Annotated in this window: 16 protein-coding genes and 1 tRNA gene; 7 read left to right on the top strand and 10 right to left on the bottom strand. The window is 71.9% G+C overall.

The window, feature by feature from the left end:
* Nucleotides 1–46: 46 nt before the first annotated feature.
* Entirely contained in the window at nucleotides 47–874 is an 828-nt protein-coding gene (locus tag ACZ3UD_RS17675; RefSeq protein WP_465587777.1) for an ABC transporter permease, read from the bottom strand.
* Nucleotides 867–1,724 carry an ABC transporter permease gene (locus tag ACZ3UD_RS17670; RefSeq protein ID WP_465587774.1) on the bottom strand — a complete coding sequence of 286 codons (858 nt, stop codon included), beginning with the start codon at nucleotides 1,722–1,724 and terminating at the stop codon, nucleotides 867–869. Before ACZ3UD_RS17670 ends, ACZ3UD_RS17675 begins: the two co-directional genes overlap by 8 nt.
* Before the next feature lie 283 nt (nucleotides 1,725–2,007).
* Between ACZ3UD_RS17670 and ACZ3UD_RS17665 the strand changes: the two genes are divergently transcribed.
* Nucleotides 2,008–4,341, top strand: a complete 2,334-nt coding sequence (locus tag ACZ3UD_RS17665; protein ID WP_465587771.1) for a transglycosylase domain-containing protein — start codon at nucleotides 2,008–2,010, stop codon at nucleotides 4,339–4,341.
* Nucleotide 4,342: 1 nt separating this feature from the next.
* Here the strand turns inward: ACZ3UD_RS17665 and ACZ3UD_RS17660 are convergent, their stop codons facing one another.
* The 3 genes from ACZ3UD_RS17660 to ACZ3UD_RS17650 all read right to left on the bottom strand — a co-directional run bounded on the left by ACZ3UD_RS17660 (nucleotide 4,343) and on the right by ACZ3UD_RS17650 (nucleotide 6,597).
* Nucleotides 4,343–5,524, bottom strand: a complete 1,182-nt coding sequence (locus tag ACZ3UD_RS17660; RefSeq protein ID WP_465587769.1) for a winged helix DNA-binding domain-containing protein — start codon at nucleotides 5,522–5,524, stop codon at nucleotides 4,343–4,345.
* Nucleotides 5,525–5,767: 243 nt separating this feature from the next.
* Complete coding sequence (locus ACZ3UD_RS17655) at nucleotides 5,768–6,070, bottom strand: GroES family chaperonin (RefSeq protein ID WP_387614106.1); 303 nt, start codon at nucleotides 6,068–6,070, stop codon at nucleotides 5,768–5,770.
* A gap of 185 nt (nucleotides 6,071–6,255) precedes the next feature.
* Nucleotides 6,256–6,597 carry a DUF3618 domain-containing protein gene (locus tag ACZ3UD_RS17650; protein WP_465587766.1) on the bottom strand — a complete coding sequence of 114 codons (342 nt, stop codon included), beginning with the start codon at nucleotides 6,595–6,597 and terminating at the stop codon, nucleotides 6,256–6,258.
* 164 nt (nucleotides 6,598–6,761) lie between these two features.
* On the opposite strand from ACZ3UD_RS17650, the gene bcp reads away from it, so the two are divergent.
* Entirely contained in the window at nucleotides 6,762–7,235 is a 474-nt protein-coding gene (gene bcp / locus ACZ3UD_RS17645) for a thioredoxin-dependent thiol peroxidase (protein ID WP_402952372.1), read from the top strand.
* A 267-nt stretch (nucleotides 7,236–7,502) separates the two neighbouring features.
* Nucleotides 7,503–7,584 (top strand) — tRNA-Leu (locus ACZ3UD_RS17640).
* 64 nt (nucleotides 7,585–7,648) lie between these two features.
* Here ACZ3UD_RS17640 and rdgB read toward each other — a convergent pair.
* The 4 genes from rdgB to ACZ3UD_RS17620 form a co-directional block, all read right to left on the bottom strand.
* A complete protein-coding gene (gene rdgB / locus ACZ3UD_RS17635) occupies nucleotides 7,649–8,254 on the bottom strand; it encodes an RdgB/HAM1 family non-canonical purine NTP pyrophosphatase (RefSeq protein WP_465587763.1) in 606 nt (201 codons plus the stop codon).
* Nucleotides 8,255–8,285: 31 nt separating this feature from the next.
* Nucleotides 8,286–8,675, bottom strand: coding sequence for a hypothetical protein (locus ACZ3UD_RS17630; RefSeq protein WP_465587760.1), 390 nt, complete (start codon nucleotides 8,673–8,675; stop codon nucleotides 8,286–8,288).
* 157 nt (nucleotides 8,676–8,832) lie between these two features.
* The gene (gene rph, locus ACZ3UD_RS17625; RefSeq protein WP_465587757.1) at nucleotides 8,833–9,558 is read right to left on the bottom strand and encodes a ribonuclease PH; all 726 of its coding nucleotides are present in this window, start codon (nucleotides 9,556–9,558) and stop codon (nucleotides 8,833–8,835) included.
* Between the two features lie 106 nt (nucleotides 9,559–9,664).
* Complete coding sequence (locus ACZ3UD_RS17620) at nucleotides 9,665–9,898, bottom strand: PTS sugar transporter subunit IIB (RefSeq protein ID WP_238862766.1); 234 nt, start codon at nucleotides 9,896–9,898, stop codon at nucleotides 9,665–9,667.
* A gap of 403 nt (nucleotides 9,899–10,301) precedes the next feature.
* On the opposite strand from ACZ3UD_RS17620, the gene ACZ3UD_RS17615 reads away from it, so the two are divergent.
* From ACZ3UD_RS17615 to ACZ3UD_RS17600, 4 genes are all read left to right on the top strand, one after another.
* The gene (locus tag ACZ3UD_RS17615) at nucleotides 10,302–11,591 is read left to right on the top strand and encodes a PTS transporter subunit EIIC (protein WP_465587753.1); all 1,290 of its coding nucleotides are present in this window, start codon (nucleotides 10,302–10,304) and stop codon (nucleotides 11,589–11,591) included.
* Between the two features lie 530 nt (nucleotides 11,592–12,121).
* Nucleotides 12,122–13,399, top strand: coding sequence for a PTS transporter subunit EIIC (locus tag ACZ3UD_RS17610; RefSeq protein WP_465587750.1), 1,278 nt, complete (start codon nucleotides 12,122–12,124; stop codon nucleotides 13,397–13,399).
* Between the two features lie 397 nt (nucleotides 13,400–13,796).
* Nucleotides 13,797–14,885, top strand: a complete 1,089-nt coding sequence (locus ACZ3UD_RS17605) for an LLM class flavin-dependent oxidoreductase (protein WP_465587747.1) — start codon at nucleotides 13,797–13,799, stop codon at nucleotides 14,883–14,885.
* Nucleotides 14,882–16,168, top strand: coding sequence for an LLM class flavin-dependent oxidoreductase (locus tag ACZ3UD_RS17600; protein WP_465587744.1), 1,287 nt, complete (start codon nucleotides 14,882–14,884; stop codon nucleotides 16,166–16,168). Before ACZ3UD_RS17605 ends, ACZ3UD_RS17600 begins: the two co-directional genes overlap by 4 nt.
* 54 nt (nucleotides 16,169–16,222) lie before the next feature.
* On the opposite strand, the gene ACZ3UD_RS17595 is transcribed toward ACZ3UD_RS17600, so the two are convergent.
* Nucleotides 16,223–17,572, bottom strand: a complete 1,350-nt coding sequence (locus ACZ3UD_RS17595) for an LAETG motif-containing sortase-dependent surface protein (RefSeq protein WP_465587741.1) — start codon at nucleotides 17,570–17,572, stop codon at nucleotides 16,223–16,225.
* Nucleotides 17,573–17,652 lie beyond the last annotated feature (80 nt).

The raw sequence follows: 17,652 nt of genomic DNA, 5'->3' as shown, positions 1-17,652 counted from the left end.
AGGCAGGGCCTTACGGAAGGCCCTGCCTCGCGCGAGGTACGAGGGGTCAGCTGCCGGTGCCGCGGTAGGCGCGCAGTCCGGCCCGCCAGGCGAGCCCGGCGGCGGCGACGCACAGCGCGGCGGCGACCGGGGAGGCGTACTGGAAGGCGGTGGGCAGGCCGAGCGGGTCGGGCCGGCCGAGGATGTGCAGGGCGGGCAGCCAGTTGACGAAGGCGAGCGGGACGCCGAAGACCGCCCCGGCGACCAGTTCCTTGGCGAAGACGGTCGGCGGGTAGTGCAGCAGGGTCGCGCCGCCGTAGGTGAAGGAGTTCTGGATCTCCTTGGACTCGCCCCACCAGAACTGGATGGTGGCGCCGCCGATGTAGATCGCGCCGAAGATGACGCTGCCGCACACCAGCAGGACGGGCACCAGCAGCACCCGGTCCCAGGTCCAGTGCACGTCCAGGGCGGCCAGCGACCAGGCCAGCACCGCCGTGGCCTGGAGCGGGCGGCCGAGCCTGCGCAGGGTGAAGCGTTCGGCGCACAGCTGGGAGAGCGCGGGCGCGGGGCGGATCAGCATGGTGTCCAGCGTGCCGCTCATGATCCGCACGCCGAGGCCGTCGGCCGAGCCGACCAGCAGGTTGGCCATGCCGAGGGAGAAGGTCGCGGTGGCGTAGAGGAAGGCGATCTCCGGCAGGTTCCAGCCACCGAGTTCGTCGGTGTGCCGGAACATGATCACCAACACGACGAAGTCGAGGGATTGGATGACCAGACTGGCCAGCAGGTTCAGCAGGAAGGAGGCCCGGTAGGCCATCATCGAGCGCATCCACATCCGGGCGCAGAGCCACCAGGAGCGGACCGCCCAGGACGTGCGCGCGGCGAGGGGCTCAGCCACCCTGCACCACCACCTTGCGGGTCGCCAGCCACTGCGCGCCCCGCCCGGCGGCGAGCAGCGCGGCCGCCCAGCCGAGCTGGAAGCCGAGCTCCGGGAGCAGTCCGGTGCCGGTGGCGCGCTCCAGGAAGACGTCGGTCGGCACCTTGATCAGCGCCGCCCAGGGCAGTACCCGGCCGAGGTCGCCGAGCCAGCCGGGGAAGAGCGCGATCGGCAGCAGCATCCCGGAGAAGAACATCGAGACCACCAGCATCACCGCGCGCACCCCCTCCGAGTCGTGCAGCCAGAAGCCGGTGATCGAGACCAGGAACCGCAGCCCGAAGCTGACCAGCAGCGCCAGCAGCCCGGATAGCAGGAAGAACACCCAGGTCAGCGGGTGTTCTGGCATCCGGGTGCGGAACACCAGGGCGCCGACCAGCATCGGCACGGTGCCGCGGATCAGCGCCTGGAAGGCGGCCCGGCCGAGGTCGGCGGCCAGCCACCAGCCCTGGAAGTCGACCGGACGGTAGAGGTCGACGGCGATGTCTCCGGAGCGGAAGCGGTCCTGGACGTCGTCCTGGAAGCCGCCGCCCCAGACCGCGATCGTGACCAGCAGGCCCTGACTGACCCAGATGTAGGTGACGGCCTGGCTCTGGTCGTAGCCGCCGAGGCCGGGGCGGGCCTGCCAAAGGGCGAGGAAGGAGGAGCCGAGGATGATGCCGAAGACGGTGTTGGTGAAGGTGCCGGCCAGGGTGGCGGCCCGGTAGGTGGAGTAGCGGCGGAAGGCACCGCGGGCGACGGCGGCGTAGAGCCCGAGGGGGGAGCCGACGGCGGTATCAGGGGGCTTCGCCCCCACCGTGACACCATTCTGCATATTGTCTCCTTGTCGACAAATACGGGCAGACGAGTGCCCGCACGCGCGTCAGCGCACGACCCAGTAGCTCCGACCGGCCCTACCCGGGGGTACCGGGCCGGGCGGGCGGAGCTGCCAGAAGTGGGTGCGCTATGTGGTTCGCACCTTTCACCGTACCGTCGGCCCTCCCGGCCCGCACCCGGATTTCCGACGCACCCCGGGGCGCACGACCCGCCGCACGCAACCGCGCAGTTCACGCACCCTGCCAGCGCTGATCGGACGTCATATAGCAGATAATCTCGGCATGACCTTGAGCACCCGACGCCAGGCCAAACGGGCCGCCCGCCGCGAGGCCCGCCGCGCCCTCCCCCTCTGGCGTCGGCTCCTGCCCACCTGGCGGGTCACCCTCGGCACCCTCACCGCGCTGCTGCTGCTCGCCGTCGGCGCCTTCGCCGTGCTCTACGTCATCGTCCCGGTGCCCGACCCCAACGCCCGTGCCGTCGCCCAGAACAACATCTACCTCTACTCCGACGGCACCACCGAGATCGCGCGCACCGGAGCCGTCAACCGCACCGACGTCACCATCGACCAGATCCCGCTGCAGACCCAGCAGGCCGTCGTCTCCGCCGAGGACCGCACCTTCTACCAGAACCGCGGCATCGACCTGAAGGGCATGCTCCGGGCCGGCTGGAACACCCTGCTCGGCAAGGGCATGCAGGGCGGCTCCACCATCACCCAGCAGTACGTCAAGAACTACTACCTGACCCAGGACCAGACCTTCGAACGCAAGGGCCGCGAACTCTTCATCGCCCTCAAGGTCGACCAGCAGCGCGACAAGAATGAGATCCTGGCCGGGTACCTCAACAGCAGCTACTTCGGCCGCGGCGCCTACGGCATCCAGAGCGCCGCCAAGGCCTACTACGGCGTCGACGTCTCCGGACTCACCCTCGGCCAGGGCGCCTACCTCGCCTCTCTGCTCCAGGCCCCCAGCCTCTACGACGTCAAGACCGCCACCCCCGCCAACCGCGAGAAGGCCATCGCCCGCTGGAACTACGCCCTCGACGGCATGGTCCAACTCGGCTTCCTCACCACCGCCGACCGCGCCGCCACCACCTTCCCAGAGCCGATCGACCCCCAGCCCGCCACCGGCCTCTCCGGCCAGGCCGGCTACCTCGTCGGCGTCGCCGACGACTACCTGATCTCCTCCGGCACCATCGACGCCGCCACCCTCAAGGCCGGCGGCTGGCGCATCACCACCACCTTCGAGAAGCCCCGCCAGGACGCCTTCGTCAAGGCCGTCCAGGACGAACTCACCGACGAACTCGACCCCAAGGCCCGCCCCACCACCGACACCGACGTCCGAGTCGCCGGCGCCTCCGTCGACCCCGCCACCGGCCGCGTCGTCGCCGTCTACGGTGGCCCCGACTACGCCAAGCAGCCCTACAACGACGCGCTGCGCCAGGACAACCAGATCGGCTCCACCTTCAAACCGATCGACCTCGCCGCCGGCCTGATCGCCCAGCACACCCTGGACGGCCGCCCGATCACCACCGAGACCCGCTACGACGGCAGCAGCGAACGCCCCGTCACCGGCGGCCCCACCCCCTACGCGCCACCCAACGAGGACGACGTCGACTACGGCAACATCACCCTGCGCTACGCCATGGTCAAGTCCGTCAACTCCGTGTACGCCCAGGAGGGCGTGGACGCCGGACTCGCCCGCGTCCGCGAGACCGCCGTCAAACTCGGCATCCCCGACAGCGTCCGCGGCATGGATCCGGCCAACACCTCGATGACCCTCGGCACCGCCACCCCCAGCGCCCTCGATCTGGCCGGCGCCTACGCCACCTTCGCCAACCACGGCGAGGCGCACACCCCGTGGTCCGTCCTCAAGCTCGAACGCGTCAACCCCGGCGGCGCCGTCGACGTCCCCAAGATGCCCGAACACAAGGCCACCACCGCCCTGGACCGCAGCATCGCCGACTCCGTCACCGACGTGCTGCGCGACGTCGTCAGCCCGCGCGGCACCGGCGCCGCCGCCCTCGACCTCGGCCGCCCCGCCGCCGGCAAGACCGGCACCACCGACTCCAACCTCTCCGCGTGGTTCGCCGGCTTCACCCCCGAACTCACCACCACCGTCGGCCTGTTCCGAGAGAACCCGAAGAGCCACGCCAAGGAACCGCTGGCCGGCACCGCCGGCCTCACCCGGATCAACGGCGGCACCTTCCCCACCAAGATCTGGACCGACTACATGACCGCCGCCCTGAACGGCACCACCACCCAGCAGTTCGACCTGCAGACCGGCCGCAGCAACCCGGACCCCGGCAACTGGACCCCCACCGGCACCCCCAGCAGCACTCCCCCGAGCGCCAGCGCCACCCCCGGCACCGCCGCCACCCCCACCGGCGCCCCCGCGCCGGCCCCCCACACCCACGCCCCCAGCGCGCCCTCCACCACCGACGCACCCGCGCCCGGCCCGGCCGCCCCCAGCCCGCAGAACCCGGAGCCCACCCCCAGCCAGGAGGAGCAGCCCAGCCCCACCGCCCGGCCCACCCAGACGACCCGGCCGACCAAGCCCACCAGCCAGCCCACCGCCACCGCCGGACCCACCAACTCGGCGACGGCGCCCGCACAGTGAGCTACTTCCCGGCGGCCAGCTCCCGCTCCATCCCCGTCCGGAACCGTGGCGTCACCCGCACCTCCCCCAGCCAGCCCGCCAGCCGCTCCGCCTCCGCCGCGACGGCCCGCCCGGCCTGCGCCCCGACGTCCCGGAACAGCCGCCACACCAGCTCGCCGTCCGCCCGCTGCGCCCAGCCGCCCACCACCTCGCCGCACCACCACACCGTCGGCCCGGCGTTGCCCGCCCGGTCGAACAGCGCCGGCACGTCCTCCGGCCGCAGGTACCAGTCCCGCCCGCGCCAGCCCATCACCGCCGGGTCCAACGCCGGCAACAGCGCCGCCCACGGTTCCGGCTCCGACACCGGAACCTCGTCCCCCGGCAGCACCAGCGCGGCCGAACCGTCCGCCAACGCCACGTCCCGCGCCCCGACGTCCCCCAGCGCCCTGCGGACGTCCCCCAGCGTCCAGCCCGTCCACCACTTCACGTCCTCGACCGTCGCCGGACCGTACGCCGCCAGCCAGCGCCGCACCACCTCCGCCTTCGCCTCCCGCACCGGCACCTCCGGCCACTGCGGCACCAGCGCCCACGGATAGCTGCTGCTCAGCCAGGAACCGCGCGGACGGCAGCGGCGCACGTGCCCGTCCGAGGCCAGCAGCCGCAGCAGCCGGCTGCCCACGCTCTGCCTCGCCTCGTACGGCTTGCCCGCCGACATCAGCATCGTCTCGCGCAACTGCGGGACGTCGTCCCCGAGCTGGCTGGTCGTCGCCTCGCCCCGCCGCGCCAGCGCGGCCAGCACGTCGCGCTCCGTCTCCGCCAGCCGCGCCTCGTCCCAGCCCTCGGCGTGGTCCCGCAGGTGCTTGAGCAGCGTCGCCCGCTCCTTGAGCGCGATCGCCCGCGCCGCCGCCGAACTCACGTACGGGGCGAAGCCCTCCGTCACCGCGAAGATCGTCCGCCGCATCGACAGCAGCTTCACCAGCGAGACGTCCTCGTACAGCGCCCGGTCCACCTCCGCCGCCGAGGGCTCGGCCAGCCGCGCGCAGGCCGACAGGTACACCGTGGCCGCGTCCGTCGCGTGCAGCCCGACCACCGCGTCGGCCACGTCCTCCACCCGCGCCGCCCGCACCGAGGGCGCCAACAGCTGCCGCCGCCCCAGCCGGGCCCGCCGCTCCGCATCACCGATCACCGGCACAGCCTCGCTCATGCCAGGACCCTAGCGCCCGCTACCGACAAGCCGGCCCCGCCATCTCTCACCGGTCCGAAGAGCGGGCCCGCCAAGCGGCGAACAGGCGGAAGGCGGCCGCCGCCGGAGCCGGCCTCACCGTGACCGACACCGAGATCATGCGCAGGTAAGCGGACCTGCTGCGCCCGCACGGGCTCTGACCACCCCGGGGAGCACCGTCCCGGCGCCGCGGCACCGCTCCCGGGACGGCCCCGGCCCCTCAGCTCACAGGTACAGCCCGGTCGACCCTTCGGTGTCCCCGAAACGGGCCGCCGCCACCGCGTGCAGGTCGCGCTCGCGCAGCAGCACGTAGGTGGCGCCCCGGACCTCGACCTCCAGCTTGTCCTCCGGGTCGTACAGCACCCGGTCACCCGGCTCCACCGCGCGCACGCTCTGGCCCACCGCGACGGCCTCGGCCCAGGTGCAGCGCTTGGACAACTCAGCGGTCGCCGGGATCAGGATGCCGCCGGTCGAGCGGCGCTCACCCTCGCTGCCCTCGGTGCGCACCAGCACGCGGTCGTGCAGCATCCGGATCGGCAGCTTCTCGCCCAGCCGGTCGTGCCGCACGGGCTCGTGCTCCTGCTCGGAGCGGGTCGGTTCGTCGTTCGTACTCACGGTCCCGAAGGTACCGCCCCCGGACGCGCGGCGTGACGCCAGCCCGGCATACGGAAGGCCGGGCCCCCACGGGCGCCCGGCCGTTCCAGCACCACCGTTCAGTCCTTGCGGCGCCGACGGGCGGAGGCGATCAGCAGCACCAGGCCCACGCCGACCAGCGCGGCCGGGACGACGCGCTCCCTGCGCGGCTGCCCCTTCTCGTCGACGAACTGCGCCCGGACCTTCTCCACCAGGCCGTTCGCGGCCACGTACGCCCGGCCCGCCTTCTCCTCGACGGTGGCCATCGCCTTCGCCTTGACCTGGGCGGAAACGGTGCTCGGGTGGATCCGCACGGCCAGCTCGTCCAGGGTCTCCGCCAGCCGGTCGCGGGTGCGCTCGATGTCCGCCTCGATCTGGGCGGTCGTCCGCTCCGGCTTGTCCTGCGTGCTCGCCTCGCCCACTCGGGCCACCCCATTCACTTGCCGATGTCGTCCTGGTCGTCCTGCGTGACTGACCCAGTTTGTCAGCTGCCGAGCACGGCCGCGCGGCCCCACCCACCAACGGAGGTAAGTTTGCCGTGGTACGACCGCCCGTCCCAGCCGCACGCACCAGGAGAGTCCACCCCATGACTGAGCGTCTCCAGCCCGGCGACACCGCGCCCGCCTTCAGCCTGTCCGACGCCGACGGCAACCAGGTCTCCCTCGCCGACCACCTGGGCCGCAAGGTCATCGTCTACTTCTACCCCAAGGCCCTCACCCCGGGGTGCACCAAGCAGGCCTGCGACTTCACCGACAACCTGGAGGTCTTCGCGGGCGCCGGCTACGACGTCATCGGCATCTCGCCCGACCAGCCGGAGAAGCTCGGCACGTTCCGCGAGGCCGAGGACCTCAAGGTCACGCTGCTGTCCGACCCGGACCACGCCGTCCTGGAAGCGTACGGCGCCTACGGCGAGAAGCAGAACTACGGCCGCACCTACCTGGGCGTGATCCGCTCCACCGTGGTCGTCGACGAGCAGGGCAAGGTCGAGCGCGCGCTGTACAACGTCAAGGCCACCGGGCACGTCGCCAAGCTGCTGCGCGACCTCAAGGTCGAGGCCTGATCACTCCGAACGAAGCGGTGGCGGCACACCCCCCGGCCGGGTGTGCCGCCACTGCCGTCCCTCACCTCAACCGCGCCGCCCACGTCGACATCAACGGTGACTGGCTCGACATCAGGCGGGAGAACCTCCGGTTACTGTGCCCGAACTGCCACTCCGTCACTCCGACCTACTCCAGGCGGAAGAAGAGCGGCCACAGCGCCCAGTGACAAGCGAAACGGAGGTGCCAGCCGTTCCACGCGCCCAGTAACATGATGGCCAGCAGGACAAGCGGCCGTGGCGCAGTGGCGACGCAGACGGTTTAGGTCCGTTGGCCCGTGAGGGCTTGAGGGTTCGAATCCCTTCGGCCGCACCGAGAAATACCTTCAAATCGAAGGCCTCAACCGAACGAGTTCCGGTCGAGGCCTTCGCTCGTCTCAGCCCAGCAGCTCCTTCACCACCGGCGCCAGCGCCCGGAACGCCTGGCCGCGGTGGCTGATGGCGTTCTTCTCCTCCGCCGTCAGCTCCGCACACGTACGCGTCTCGCCGAGGGGCTGGAGGATCGGGTCGTAGCCGAAGCCGCCGTCACCGGCCGGGGCGGTGCGCAGGGTGCCGAGGAGGCGGCCCTCAACGACGCGTTCGGTGCCGTCCGGCAGCGCGAGGGCGGCGGCGCAGAAGAAGTGGGCGCCGCGGTGTGCGGCGTCGATGTCGGAGAGCTGGGCGAGCAGCAGCTCCAGGTTGGCGCGGTCGTCGCCGTGCTTGCCTGCCCAGCGGGCGGAGAAGATGCCGGGCGCGCCGTTCAGGACGTCCACGCAGAGGCCGGAGTCGTCGGCGACGGCGGGCATGCCGGTGGCGCGGGCCAGGGCGTGGGCCTTGAGCAGGGCGTTCTCGGCGAAGGTGACACCGGTCTCGGGGACATCCGGGATCTCGGGGTAGGCGTCGGCGCCGACGAGTTCGACGTCCAGGCCGGCGTCGGTGAGGATGGCGCGCAGCTCGGCGACCTTGTGCTGGTTGCGGGTGGCGAGGATCAGACAGGTGGACATATCGCCCACCTTATCCAGAGACGGGAAACGGTCAGCCGGTGCAGACGGAGGTGAGGTTGCCGGCCGCGTCGCCGAGCGGCTTGAGGTCGGGGGCCTGCTTCTTGTCGACGGCCTGCTGGACCTTGTCGGCCTGCTTCTGCAGGTCGGTCACGGCCTTGGCGACGTCGGTGTTCTTCGAGTTCTTCCCGATCTGGTCGAGGTCGCCCTTGAGCTTCTGCAGCGCCTTCCCGGCGGCGGCCGAGTCGTTGCTGGCGTTGTCGTAGGCCTTGGTGAGGTCGGCGATGTCGCCGGTGACCTTGACGGCGGTGTTGCCGCAGTCGATCGCCTTCTGGGCGGCGGAGCAACTGACCATGCTGAGCGGGAGGATCGCGATCAGTCCGGCCACGGCGAGAACGGCGGGGCGGGCGATGCTCGGCGGCATCCGGTCCTCCTGGGGGGCGCGGGTTCCGTGGGGAGGGACGCGCGCCACGGAGTGCGCGGTTCCCGCAGCGGGAGTGCTGCGGGAACCGTACGGTCTGCGGGCCCGGCCTGTACAGCAGGCCGTACGCGCGGTTCAGACCTGAAGCCCTGAGGGGGGGTCAGCCCTCCAGGGCCTTGCGCTGGATGCCGTCGAGCTCGGTGCAGCCGAGGGTGCCGAGGTCGAGCAGCCGGTTGAGGAGGCCGCGGTCGAAGGGGGCGCCTTCGGCGGTGCCCTGGACCTCGACGAAGCGGCCGTCGGAGGTGCAGACGATGTTCATGTCGGTCTCGGCGCGCACGTCCTCCTCGTACTGGAGGTCGAGCATCGGGACGCCGTCGATGATGCCGACGCTGACGGCGCTGACGCCACCGGTGATCGGCTGGCCCTTGGCTCGCAGCAGTTTGCGCTCGCGGGCCCAGGAGACGGCGTCGACCAGGGCGACGTAGGCGCCGGTGATGGCGGCGGTGCGGGTGCCGCCGTCGGCCTGGAGGACGTCGCAGTCGAGCACGATGGTGTTCTCGGCGAGGGCGCGGTGGTCGACCACGGCCCGCAGCGAGCGGCCGATGAGGCGGCTGATCTCGTGGGTGCGGCCGCCGATGCGGCCCTTGACGGCTTCGCGGTCGCCGCGGGTGTTGGTGGCGCGCGGGAGCATGGAGTACTCGGCGGTGACCCAGCCCTCGCCGCTGCCCTTGCGCCAGCGCGGGACGCCCTCGGTGACGCTGGCGGTGCAGAGCACCTTGGTGTCGCCGTAGGAGATGAGGACGGAGCCTTCGGCGTGCTTGCTCCAGCCCCGCTCGATGGTGATGGGGCGGAGCTGTTCGGGGGTGCGGCCGTCGATGCGTGACATAGGCACTGAGCGTAGTCGCTCCGGACACCGGTTCCGGATGCGCCTCGGCCCACCGTCCCCCTGAGCGGGTCGGCGGGCCGGGTGTGGTGAGCCCGGGTGGCTCAGCTCACATCATGTCCTCGATGTCGGCGGCGATCGGGTCGGCGTCGGTGCCGATGACGACCTGGATAGCGGTGCCCATCTTGACGACGCCGTGGGCGCCGGCGGCCTTGAGGGCGGCCTCGTCGACCAGGGAGGCGTCCTTCACCTCGGTGCGCAGGCGGGTGATGCAGCCTTCGACCTCTTCGATGTTCTCGATGCCGCCCAGACCGGCGACGATCTTCTCAGCCTTGCTGGCCATCTGGTTTCTCCCTCTGTCTCGGCCCTTCGGCGGCTCTGCCGGGTGCCGTCCTGCGCTGTGCTTTGGGGTGGGCCTCGACCGTCGGGCGGTGAGGTCCGTGCCGGAGGCTGACGCGGGTTCAGCTGCGGTCGTGCTGGCGGGCAGCGCGACAAGCATGACCCGAGCCGGTCCGGTATGCCACGTTAGACCACTTTTGGCCCAGTTCGGCGCGCAGGTTTCCGACCGCCGCCCGAGGATGACGATCAGCGGGGCTCGCGTCCCGGCGTGCGGCCTGCGCCCCAATGTGGTCTACACCAATATATGTGTACTCCGATGACCGCAGGAAGGACCCCGGGTGTTCCTGGCCCCGCCCGAGGGTCCCGCACCGGGTCTCCCGACGGCAACTGCTCCCGGAGGGCGGATGATGAGTTCGGCAGGAGCCGCGGCCCCGCAGACCACCCGGTGGCACACCTTCTACGGCGGACTCCAGAAGATGGGCCGCTCGCTGCAGCTGCCGGTCGCGGTGCTCCCCGCGGCCGGCATCCTCAACCGGCTCGGCCAGCCCGACGTCTTCGGCAGGGACGGCCTGGGCTGGACCGACGTCGCCACGGTGTTCGCGGCGGCCGGTGGCGCCCTGCTCGACTCCGCGCTCGGCCTGCCGATGCTGTTCTGCATCGGTGTGGCGATCGGCATGGCCAAGAAGGCGGACGGCTCGACGGCCCTGGCCGCCGTGGTCGGCTTCCTCGTCTACTACAAGGTCCTGCACGCCTTCCCGGAGAGCTGCAAGGCGCCGACGGTGCTGGTCAGCGACCAGTGCGTGGACTATTCCTCGGCGAGGGCGGCCAACGCGACGTACCAGAACCCGGGAGTGCTCGGCGGCATCCTGATCGGCCTGATGTCGGCCTGGCTGTGGGTGCGGTACCACCGCACCAAGCTGGTCGACTGGCTGGGCTTCTTCAACGGCCGCCGCCTGGTGCCGATGATCACCGCACTGGTCGGCATGCTGACCGCCGCGCTCGCGCTGTGGGTCTGGCCGCCGATCGGCCGCGGTCTGAACGACTTCTCGCAGAACCTCGCCGATCTCGGCGCGGGCGGCGCCGGCGTCTTCGGCCTGTTCAACCGCGCACTGCTGCTGATCGGTATGCACCAGTTGCTGAACACCTTCGTCTGGTTCCAGTTCGGGGAGTTCACCAAAGCCGACGGCACCATCGTGCATGGCGACATCCCGCGATTCCTGGCGGGCGACCCGACGGCCGGCCAGTTCCAGTCCGGTTTCTTCCCCATCATGATGTTCGCGCTACCCGCCGCCGCGCTCGCGATCGCCCACTCGGCCAAGCCACACCGCCGCAAGGAGATCTACGGCCTGATGCTCTCGGTCGGCCTGACCTCCTTCGTCACCGGCGTCACCGAGCCGATCGAGTACTCCTTCGCCTACATCGCCCCGGCCCTGTACGGCGTGCACGCGCTGCTGACCGGCGCCTCGATGGCGGTCACCTGGGGGCTCGGGGTGCACGACGGTTTCAGCTTCTCGGCCGGCCTGACCGACTACGTGATCAACTGGGGGCTGGCCACCAAGCCGTGGCTGATCATCGTCATCGGACTCTGCTTCGCCGTGGTGTACTACGCGCTCTTCTGGTTCATCATCGTGAAATTCGACCTGAAAACACCGGGCCGCGAGGAGGAGAGTGAGGTCGAGGACGTCACCAAGCCCTGAATCCCGCCGCCCCGCACATCGCCCGCAAAGGCCCTTGGACCCGACGGCCCGGGGGCCTTCGTCATTTCGGGAAAGGACTGAATTCCCGGGCCGATGGCCGCGGAAAAGATAATTCGGCCCCGATCCGGCCGCCCGGCGACGCTCCGGACCGCGCTCGACCACGAGTGGGGGACGCCACATCCGGCACGTCCACGACGCCACGATCACTCTCAGCAGCCGCCGCGCACACCCCGGAGCGGCGGGATCGTCCAGCGCGACCCGGACGCCCGTCCCGGCCCGGCGCCGCACGGCGACGGCGCTTTTTGTTGCGCAAATAGCCAAAATCCCAATCGCGACTGAAATCATGATCGTCGTTCCGCGACTAGGTTTCGATTTCATAGCGCTTCCGGGCGGCGGTGCTTTCCGGGGTTCCCCGCCTTCTCCACCCGTGCTACAAAACTGGTCTACACCACACGTGGTGTAGACCAGTTCGCGGTTCGGCCCCTGTGCCTCCCCCCGACCGACCGCCATGCCGTTAGGAACACACCCCCATGAGTCAGTCTGCGCAGGCACCGGCGCCCGCCACGGCTCCGGCCACGCCAAGCCCCGCCAAGAAGTTCGGCCAGAACCTCCTCCAGGGTCTGCAGAAGATCGGTCGAAGCCTCCAGCTGCCGATCGCGGTGCTCCCCGCCGCGGGTCTGCTGATGCGCCTCGGCCAGGACGACGTGTTCGGCAAGGACGGCCTCGGCTGGGACAAGGTCGCCTCGGTCTTCGCGGCCGCCGGCAACGGTGTCTTCGGTGCCCTGCCGATGCTGTTCGCGGTGGGCATCGCGATCGGCTTCGCCAAGAAGGCGGACGGCTCCACCGCCCTCGCCGCGCTGGTCGGCTTCCTGGTGTACCAGAAGGTGCTCACCGCCTTCCCGGTCACCGAGGGCCACATCGCCGACGGCAAGTGGGTCGAGCCGGTCTACCAGGACCCGGGCGTGCTCGGCGGCATCGTGATCGGCCTGCTGGCCGCCGTGCTGTGGCAGAAGTACCACCGCACCAGGCTGGTCGACTGGCTGGGCTTCTTCAACGGCCGCCGCCTCGTCCCGATCATCATGGCCTTCGTCGGCACCGCCGTCGGTGTGCTCTTCGCCCTGACCTGGGGCCCGGTCGGAGACGCCATCAAGAGCCTGAACGACACCCTGATCGGCGCCGGCGCGTTCGGCGCGGGTGCCTTCGGCCTGGTCAACCGTGCTCTGCTGCCGGTCGGCATGCACCAGTTCGTGAACTCCTTCGCCTGGTTCCAGACCGGTGACTTCACCGGCCCCGACGGCGTCGTCGTGCACGGTGACCTGCACCGCTTCTTCGCCGGCGACCCGACCGCCGGACAGTTCATGTCGGGCTTCTACCCGATCATGATGTTCGCGCTGCCCGCCGCCGCGCTGGCCATCGCCCACGCCGCCAAGCCGCACCGCCGCAAGGCCGTCACCGGCATGATGGTGTCGCTGGCCCTGACCTCGTTCGTGACCGGTGTCACCGAGCCGATCGAGTTCGCCTTCGTCTTCATCGCCCCGGTCCTGTACGTCATCCACGCGCTGCTCACCGCGGTCTCGATGGCCGTCACCTGGGCCCTCGGCGTGCACGACGGCTTCACCTTCTCCGGCGGTCTGATCGACTACGCGCTGGCCTGGAACAAGGCCACCGACCCGTGGCTGATCATCCCGATCGGCCTGGTCTTCGCCGCGCTGTACTACGTCCTCTTCCGCTTCGCGATCACCAAGTTCAACCTCAAGACCCCGGGTCGCGAGGACGACGACGAGATCGAGGACGTGACCAAGGCCTGAGGCCCGTCCGTCCCCACCGTCGAGGCCCCGCCGGGCCGCTGCTCCCCCAGCGGCCCGGCGGGGCCTCGCGCGTGCCCGGGGGTTGCGACTCGTGGAAACAGCGGTTGACGAACCGACGGACCCCCTGGTCAACTGAAGCGGTGAACGCCTCGTGCCCGCTGGTCACCCGCAGCCACATCGACTTCGGTCGCGTGTGGTCCGCGGCGTGTCGCGGCTGAGCTGACCGTTCCCCCGCTGCCGCCCGGCTGACGTCCCGCCCGGCGCCGCTCCTCCTCCCCTTCCGCCCGCCCGGGCCCAGCCCGTCCACGGGCCGTCACCGCGCGGCCGCGCCCACCCGGGTGCCGACGGCCGCCCGCACGCGTCCCCACGTGTGCGCACGAGGAAAGTCAGGCTCGCCATGCCCCGCCAGTTGCACCTGTCCGCCGCCGTCGACGCCGCCACCGAACAGCCAGGCCGCCTCGACGCCGGGTACTACGCCGACCTCGCCCGCCTCGCCGAGCGGGCCACCCTGGACTTCGTCACCCTCGACGACTCCTTCACCGCCGAACCGCGCCGCCCCGACGCGCTCGCCACCCTCGCCCGGATCGCCCCGCTGACCAGCCGGGTCGGACTGGTGGCCACCGTCACCACCACCCACACCGAGCCCTTCCACACCTCGATCTCGGTCAGCACCCTGGACTGGGTGAGCGAGGGCCGGGCCGGCTGGCTGCTCGGCGTCTCCGCCACCGAGGCCGAGGCAAGGGCCTTCGGCCGCCGCCCGGTCGCCCCCGAGGACGAGCTGTGGGCCGAGGCGGCCGACGCCGCCGAGGTCGCCGCCCGGCTCTGGGACAGCTGGGAGGACGACGCGGAGATCCGCGACACCGCCACCGGCCGCTTCGTCGACCGCGAGAAGCTGCACCACATCGACTTCGAGGGCCGACACTTCTCGGTCCGCGGCCCGTCCATCACCCCGCGCCCGCCGCAGGGCCGCCCGGTGGTGGCCGTCCCGGTGGCCGCCGCCGACCTCGCCCGGGCCGCGTCCCCGGGCGGGCGTGCCCGGGTGGCCACCGCGATCCGGTACGCCGACGTGGTGCTGCTCGACGCCCCCGACCGGGCCGCCCGACTGACCGCCGCCACCGAACTGCGGCTGCGCTCCGGCGAGCACCTGCGCATCCTCGCCCGGCTCGACGCCGCCCTGCCCGACCGGGCCGCCGAGGAGCGGCTGCTCGCCGAACTCACCGCGACCGGCACCGGCGTGGACGGCTTCCACCTCGCCCCCGCCGAACCCGAACGCGACCTGGCCGCCGTGGCCGAGCGGATCGCCCCCGCCCTGCGTGCCACCGGGCTGCTGCGTACCGGGTACTCCGGCCGCACCCTGCGCGACCACCTCGGCCTGGCCCGCCCGGCCAGCCGCTACGCGCCCCCTGCCGACTCCGAGAACGCCGGCACCGAGAACGCCGGCACCGAGAACGCCGACTCTCCCGCCCTCGCCGAGGTGGCCCGATGACGGACCGTCCGCTCAAGCAGATTCACCTCGCCGCGCACTTCCCCGGCGTCAACAACACCACGGTGTGGAGCGACCCGGCCTCCGGCAGCAACATCGAGTTCGCCTCCTTCCGGCACCTCGCGCAGACCGCCGAGCGCGGGAAGTTCGACTTCTTCTTCCTCGCCGAGGGCCTGCGGCTGCGCGAGACCAAGGGCCGCATCCACGACCTGGACGTGGTCGGCCGCCCCGAGTCGATCACCGTGCTGAACGCGCTGGCCGCCGTCACCGAACGGCTGGGCCTCGCCGCCACGGTGAACGCCACCTTCAACGAACCGTACGAACTCGCCCGCCGCTTCGCCTCCTTGGACCACCTCTCCGGCGGCCGCGCGGCCTGGAACGTGGTCACCTCCTCCGACGCCTTCACCGGCGAGAACTTCCGCCGCGGCGGCTACCTCGACCGCGCCGACCGCTACTCCCGGGCCGCCGAATTCGCCCAACTGGCACGGAAGTTCTGGGACGCCGGGGAGCAGGGCGTCCGCCACCGCGGCCCGCAGTTCGAGGTCGAGGGCCGGCTCTCGCTGCCCCGCCCGCCGCAGGGCCACCCGGTCGTCATCCAGGCCGGCGACTCGGACGAGGGCCGGGAGTTCGCCGCCGCCACCGCCGACGTCGTCTTCAGCCGGCACTCCACCTTCGCCGACGGCCGGGCCTTCCACGCCGACGTCAAGCGCCGGCTGGCCGGGTACGGGCGCAGGCCGGACGAGCTGAAGATCATGCCCGCCGCCACCTTCGTCCTCGGCGACACCGACGCCGACGCGGCCGAGCGGGCCGCCGAGGTCCGCCGGGCCCAGGTCGGGCCGCGCACCGCGCTCCACCACCTGGAGCAGGTCTGGGGCGTCGACCTCTCCGACCACGACCCGGACGGGCCGCTGCCCGCCTTCGACCCCGACCCGGACAGCGCGCTCGTCCAGGGCCGCGTCCGCATCCCGGACCCGGTGGGCACCGCCGAACGGTGGCGGGCGCTGGCCGCCGAGAAGGGGCTGAGCAGCCGCGAACTGGTCATCGAGGTGACCGGCCGTCAGTCCTTCATCGGCTCCCCCGCCACCGTCGCCGGGCAGATCGACCACTTCGTGCAGCAGGACGCGGCCGACGGCTTCATCCTGGTCCCGCACCTCACCCCGGGCGGGCTGGACGAGTTCGTCGACCGGGTCGTCCCGCTGCTCCAGGAGCGCGGGGTGTTCCGCACCGACTACACCGGCCCGACCCTGCGCGACCACCTCGGTCTGCCGGTGCCCGGACGGCGATAGCGGCCCGACGGTCCCGGTCCGCCCGGACAGCGGGCGGACCGGGACCGGGAGCCGTCAGCCGGCGCGACGGCGGCGACGGATCACCGCGAGCGCGCCGCCGCCGACGCCGAGCAGCACCGCTCCGGCGCCCGCGATCAGGTCGGTCCGGTCGCTGTCGGCTCCGGTGGAGGCCAGGTGGACGTCTGCCGCCCGGGCGGCGGTCACCTCGGCGTTCACGCCGCCGTCGGCCGCCGGAACGGGCGTGTCGGCCGACGGCGCGGGCGTCGCGGCCGGGGCCTTGGTGACATCACCCGCCGCGCGGGCCGGCGCGCCGGTGCCCGGCTTCCGCTGCGCCGAGGCGGCCGGGACTTCGGCCGGGATGTCGGCCGGGATGTCGGCCGGGGCGGCCGCGGGAGCCGGGTCCTGGGTGGTCGGCTTCGGGGCGGTGGGGGCGACGACCCGCACGGTGGCGCCGGGCGAGCACATGGTGGTGCCCCGGAAGGGCAGGTCGTCGGCCTCGTTGACGAAAACGCAGGGGTTCAGCTCCGTCTTGCCGAGCGGGGTGTCGGCGGGGTAGCTGACCCGGACCCTCTTGGTCGCCAGGCTGTCGGGCGCGGCCGAGGAGTCGCGGCCGTCCAGGTAGAAGCCCGCCGGCGGCTCCGACTCGGTCGTGACCGCCGGCAGGGCGGTCCAGGTGCCGTCGTCGCCGCGGACCTCGACCTTGGCGTGCCGGTCCGCGAACAGCACGTTGCCCAGGTTGGTGTAGGCGGACGGCGTCGGGTTCCGGAGCGACGCGTCGAACTCGATCGGCGCACCGCCCGCGACGACCGTGGCCGGCACCTGGAGGAGGTGGTTGGAGATCGCCTCCACGTTGATCGTGTGGGTGTCGCTGACCGGCGGCTCGACCGGGTTGTCCAGCCGCCAACCCTTGACCGCGGTGCGGAAGATGAGGACCGGGCCGACGCCGCCGTTGCTGGCCCCGTTGTGCGGCTCGCCCATGGGGGCGCCGAGGCGCAGACGAACGTCCTTCCCGCCCGGCGGGATGACGAGCTTGCCGGTGATGCCCGAGTAGACGACCTTGTCCGCCTCGGTGCGCGCCTGCAGCTCCACGCTCGCCCAGGTGCCGAGCTCGTTGACGTAGTCGAGGCTCAGGGCGTGCGGCGGCGCCCCGACCGGGGTCTCGATCGAGAGCTCCAGCACGACGCTGAAGCCCTGGTCCCCCGGGTTGGCGATCGTCTCGGTGAACTCCACCGGCCCGCCCGCGGCGCCGATCACGGCCGGGGCGTGGACGGTGAGGCTGAGCGGCCCGGAGTCCGCGAAGGCCGGGACGGCGGTCACGGCGCCGCCGGCGACCAGCACGGCGGTGAGCACGACCGCCGGCACGAGGCCGCGGGTCTGACGCAGGGCACGGTTGATCTTGCGCATGGGAATCCCCCCTGGATTTCCGCTCCGGAGCGGCACGGCCGCGTCCGGGCAGCACAAAGCAAGCCTGGTTGACTGGTGTG

This window comes from Kitasatospora sp. NPDC023118 (assembly GCF_055560875.1).
The sequence above is the reverse complement of the archived record's forward strand: the minus strand, read 5'-3'. Positions and strand labels throughout refer to the sequence as shown.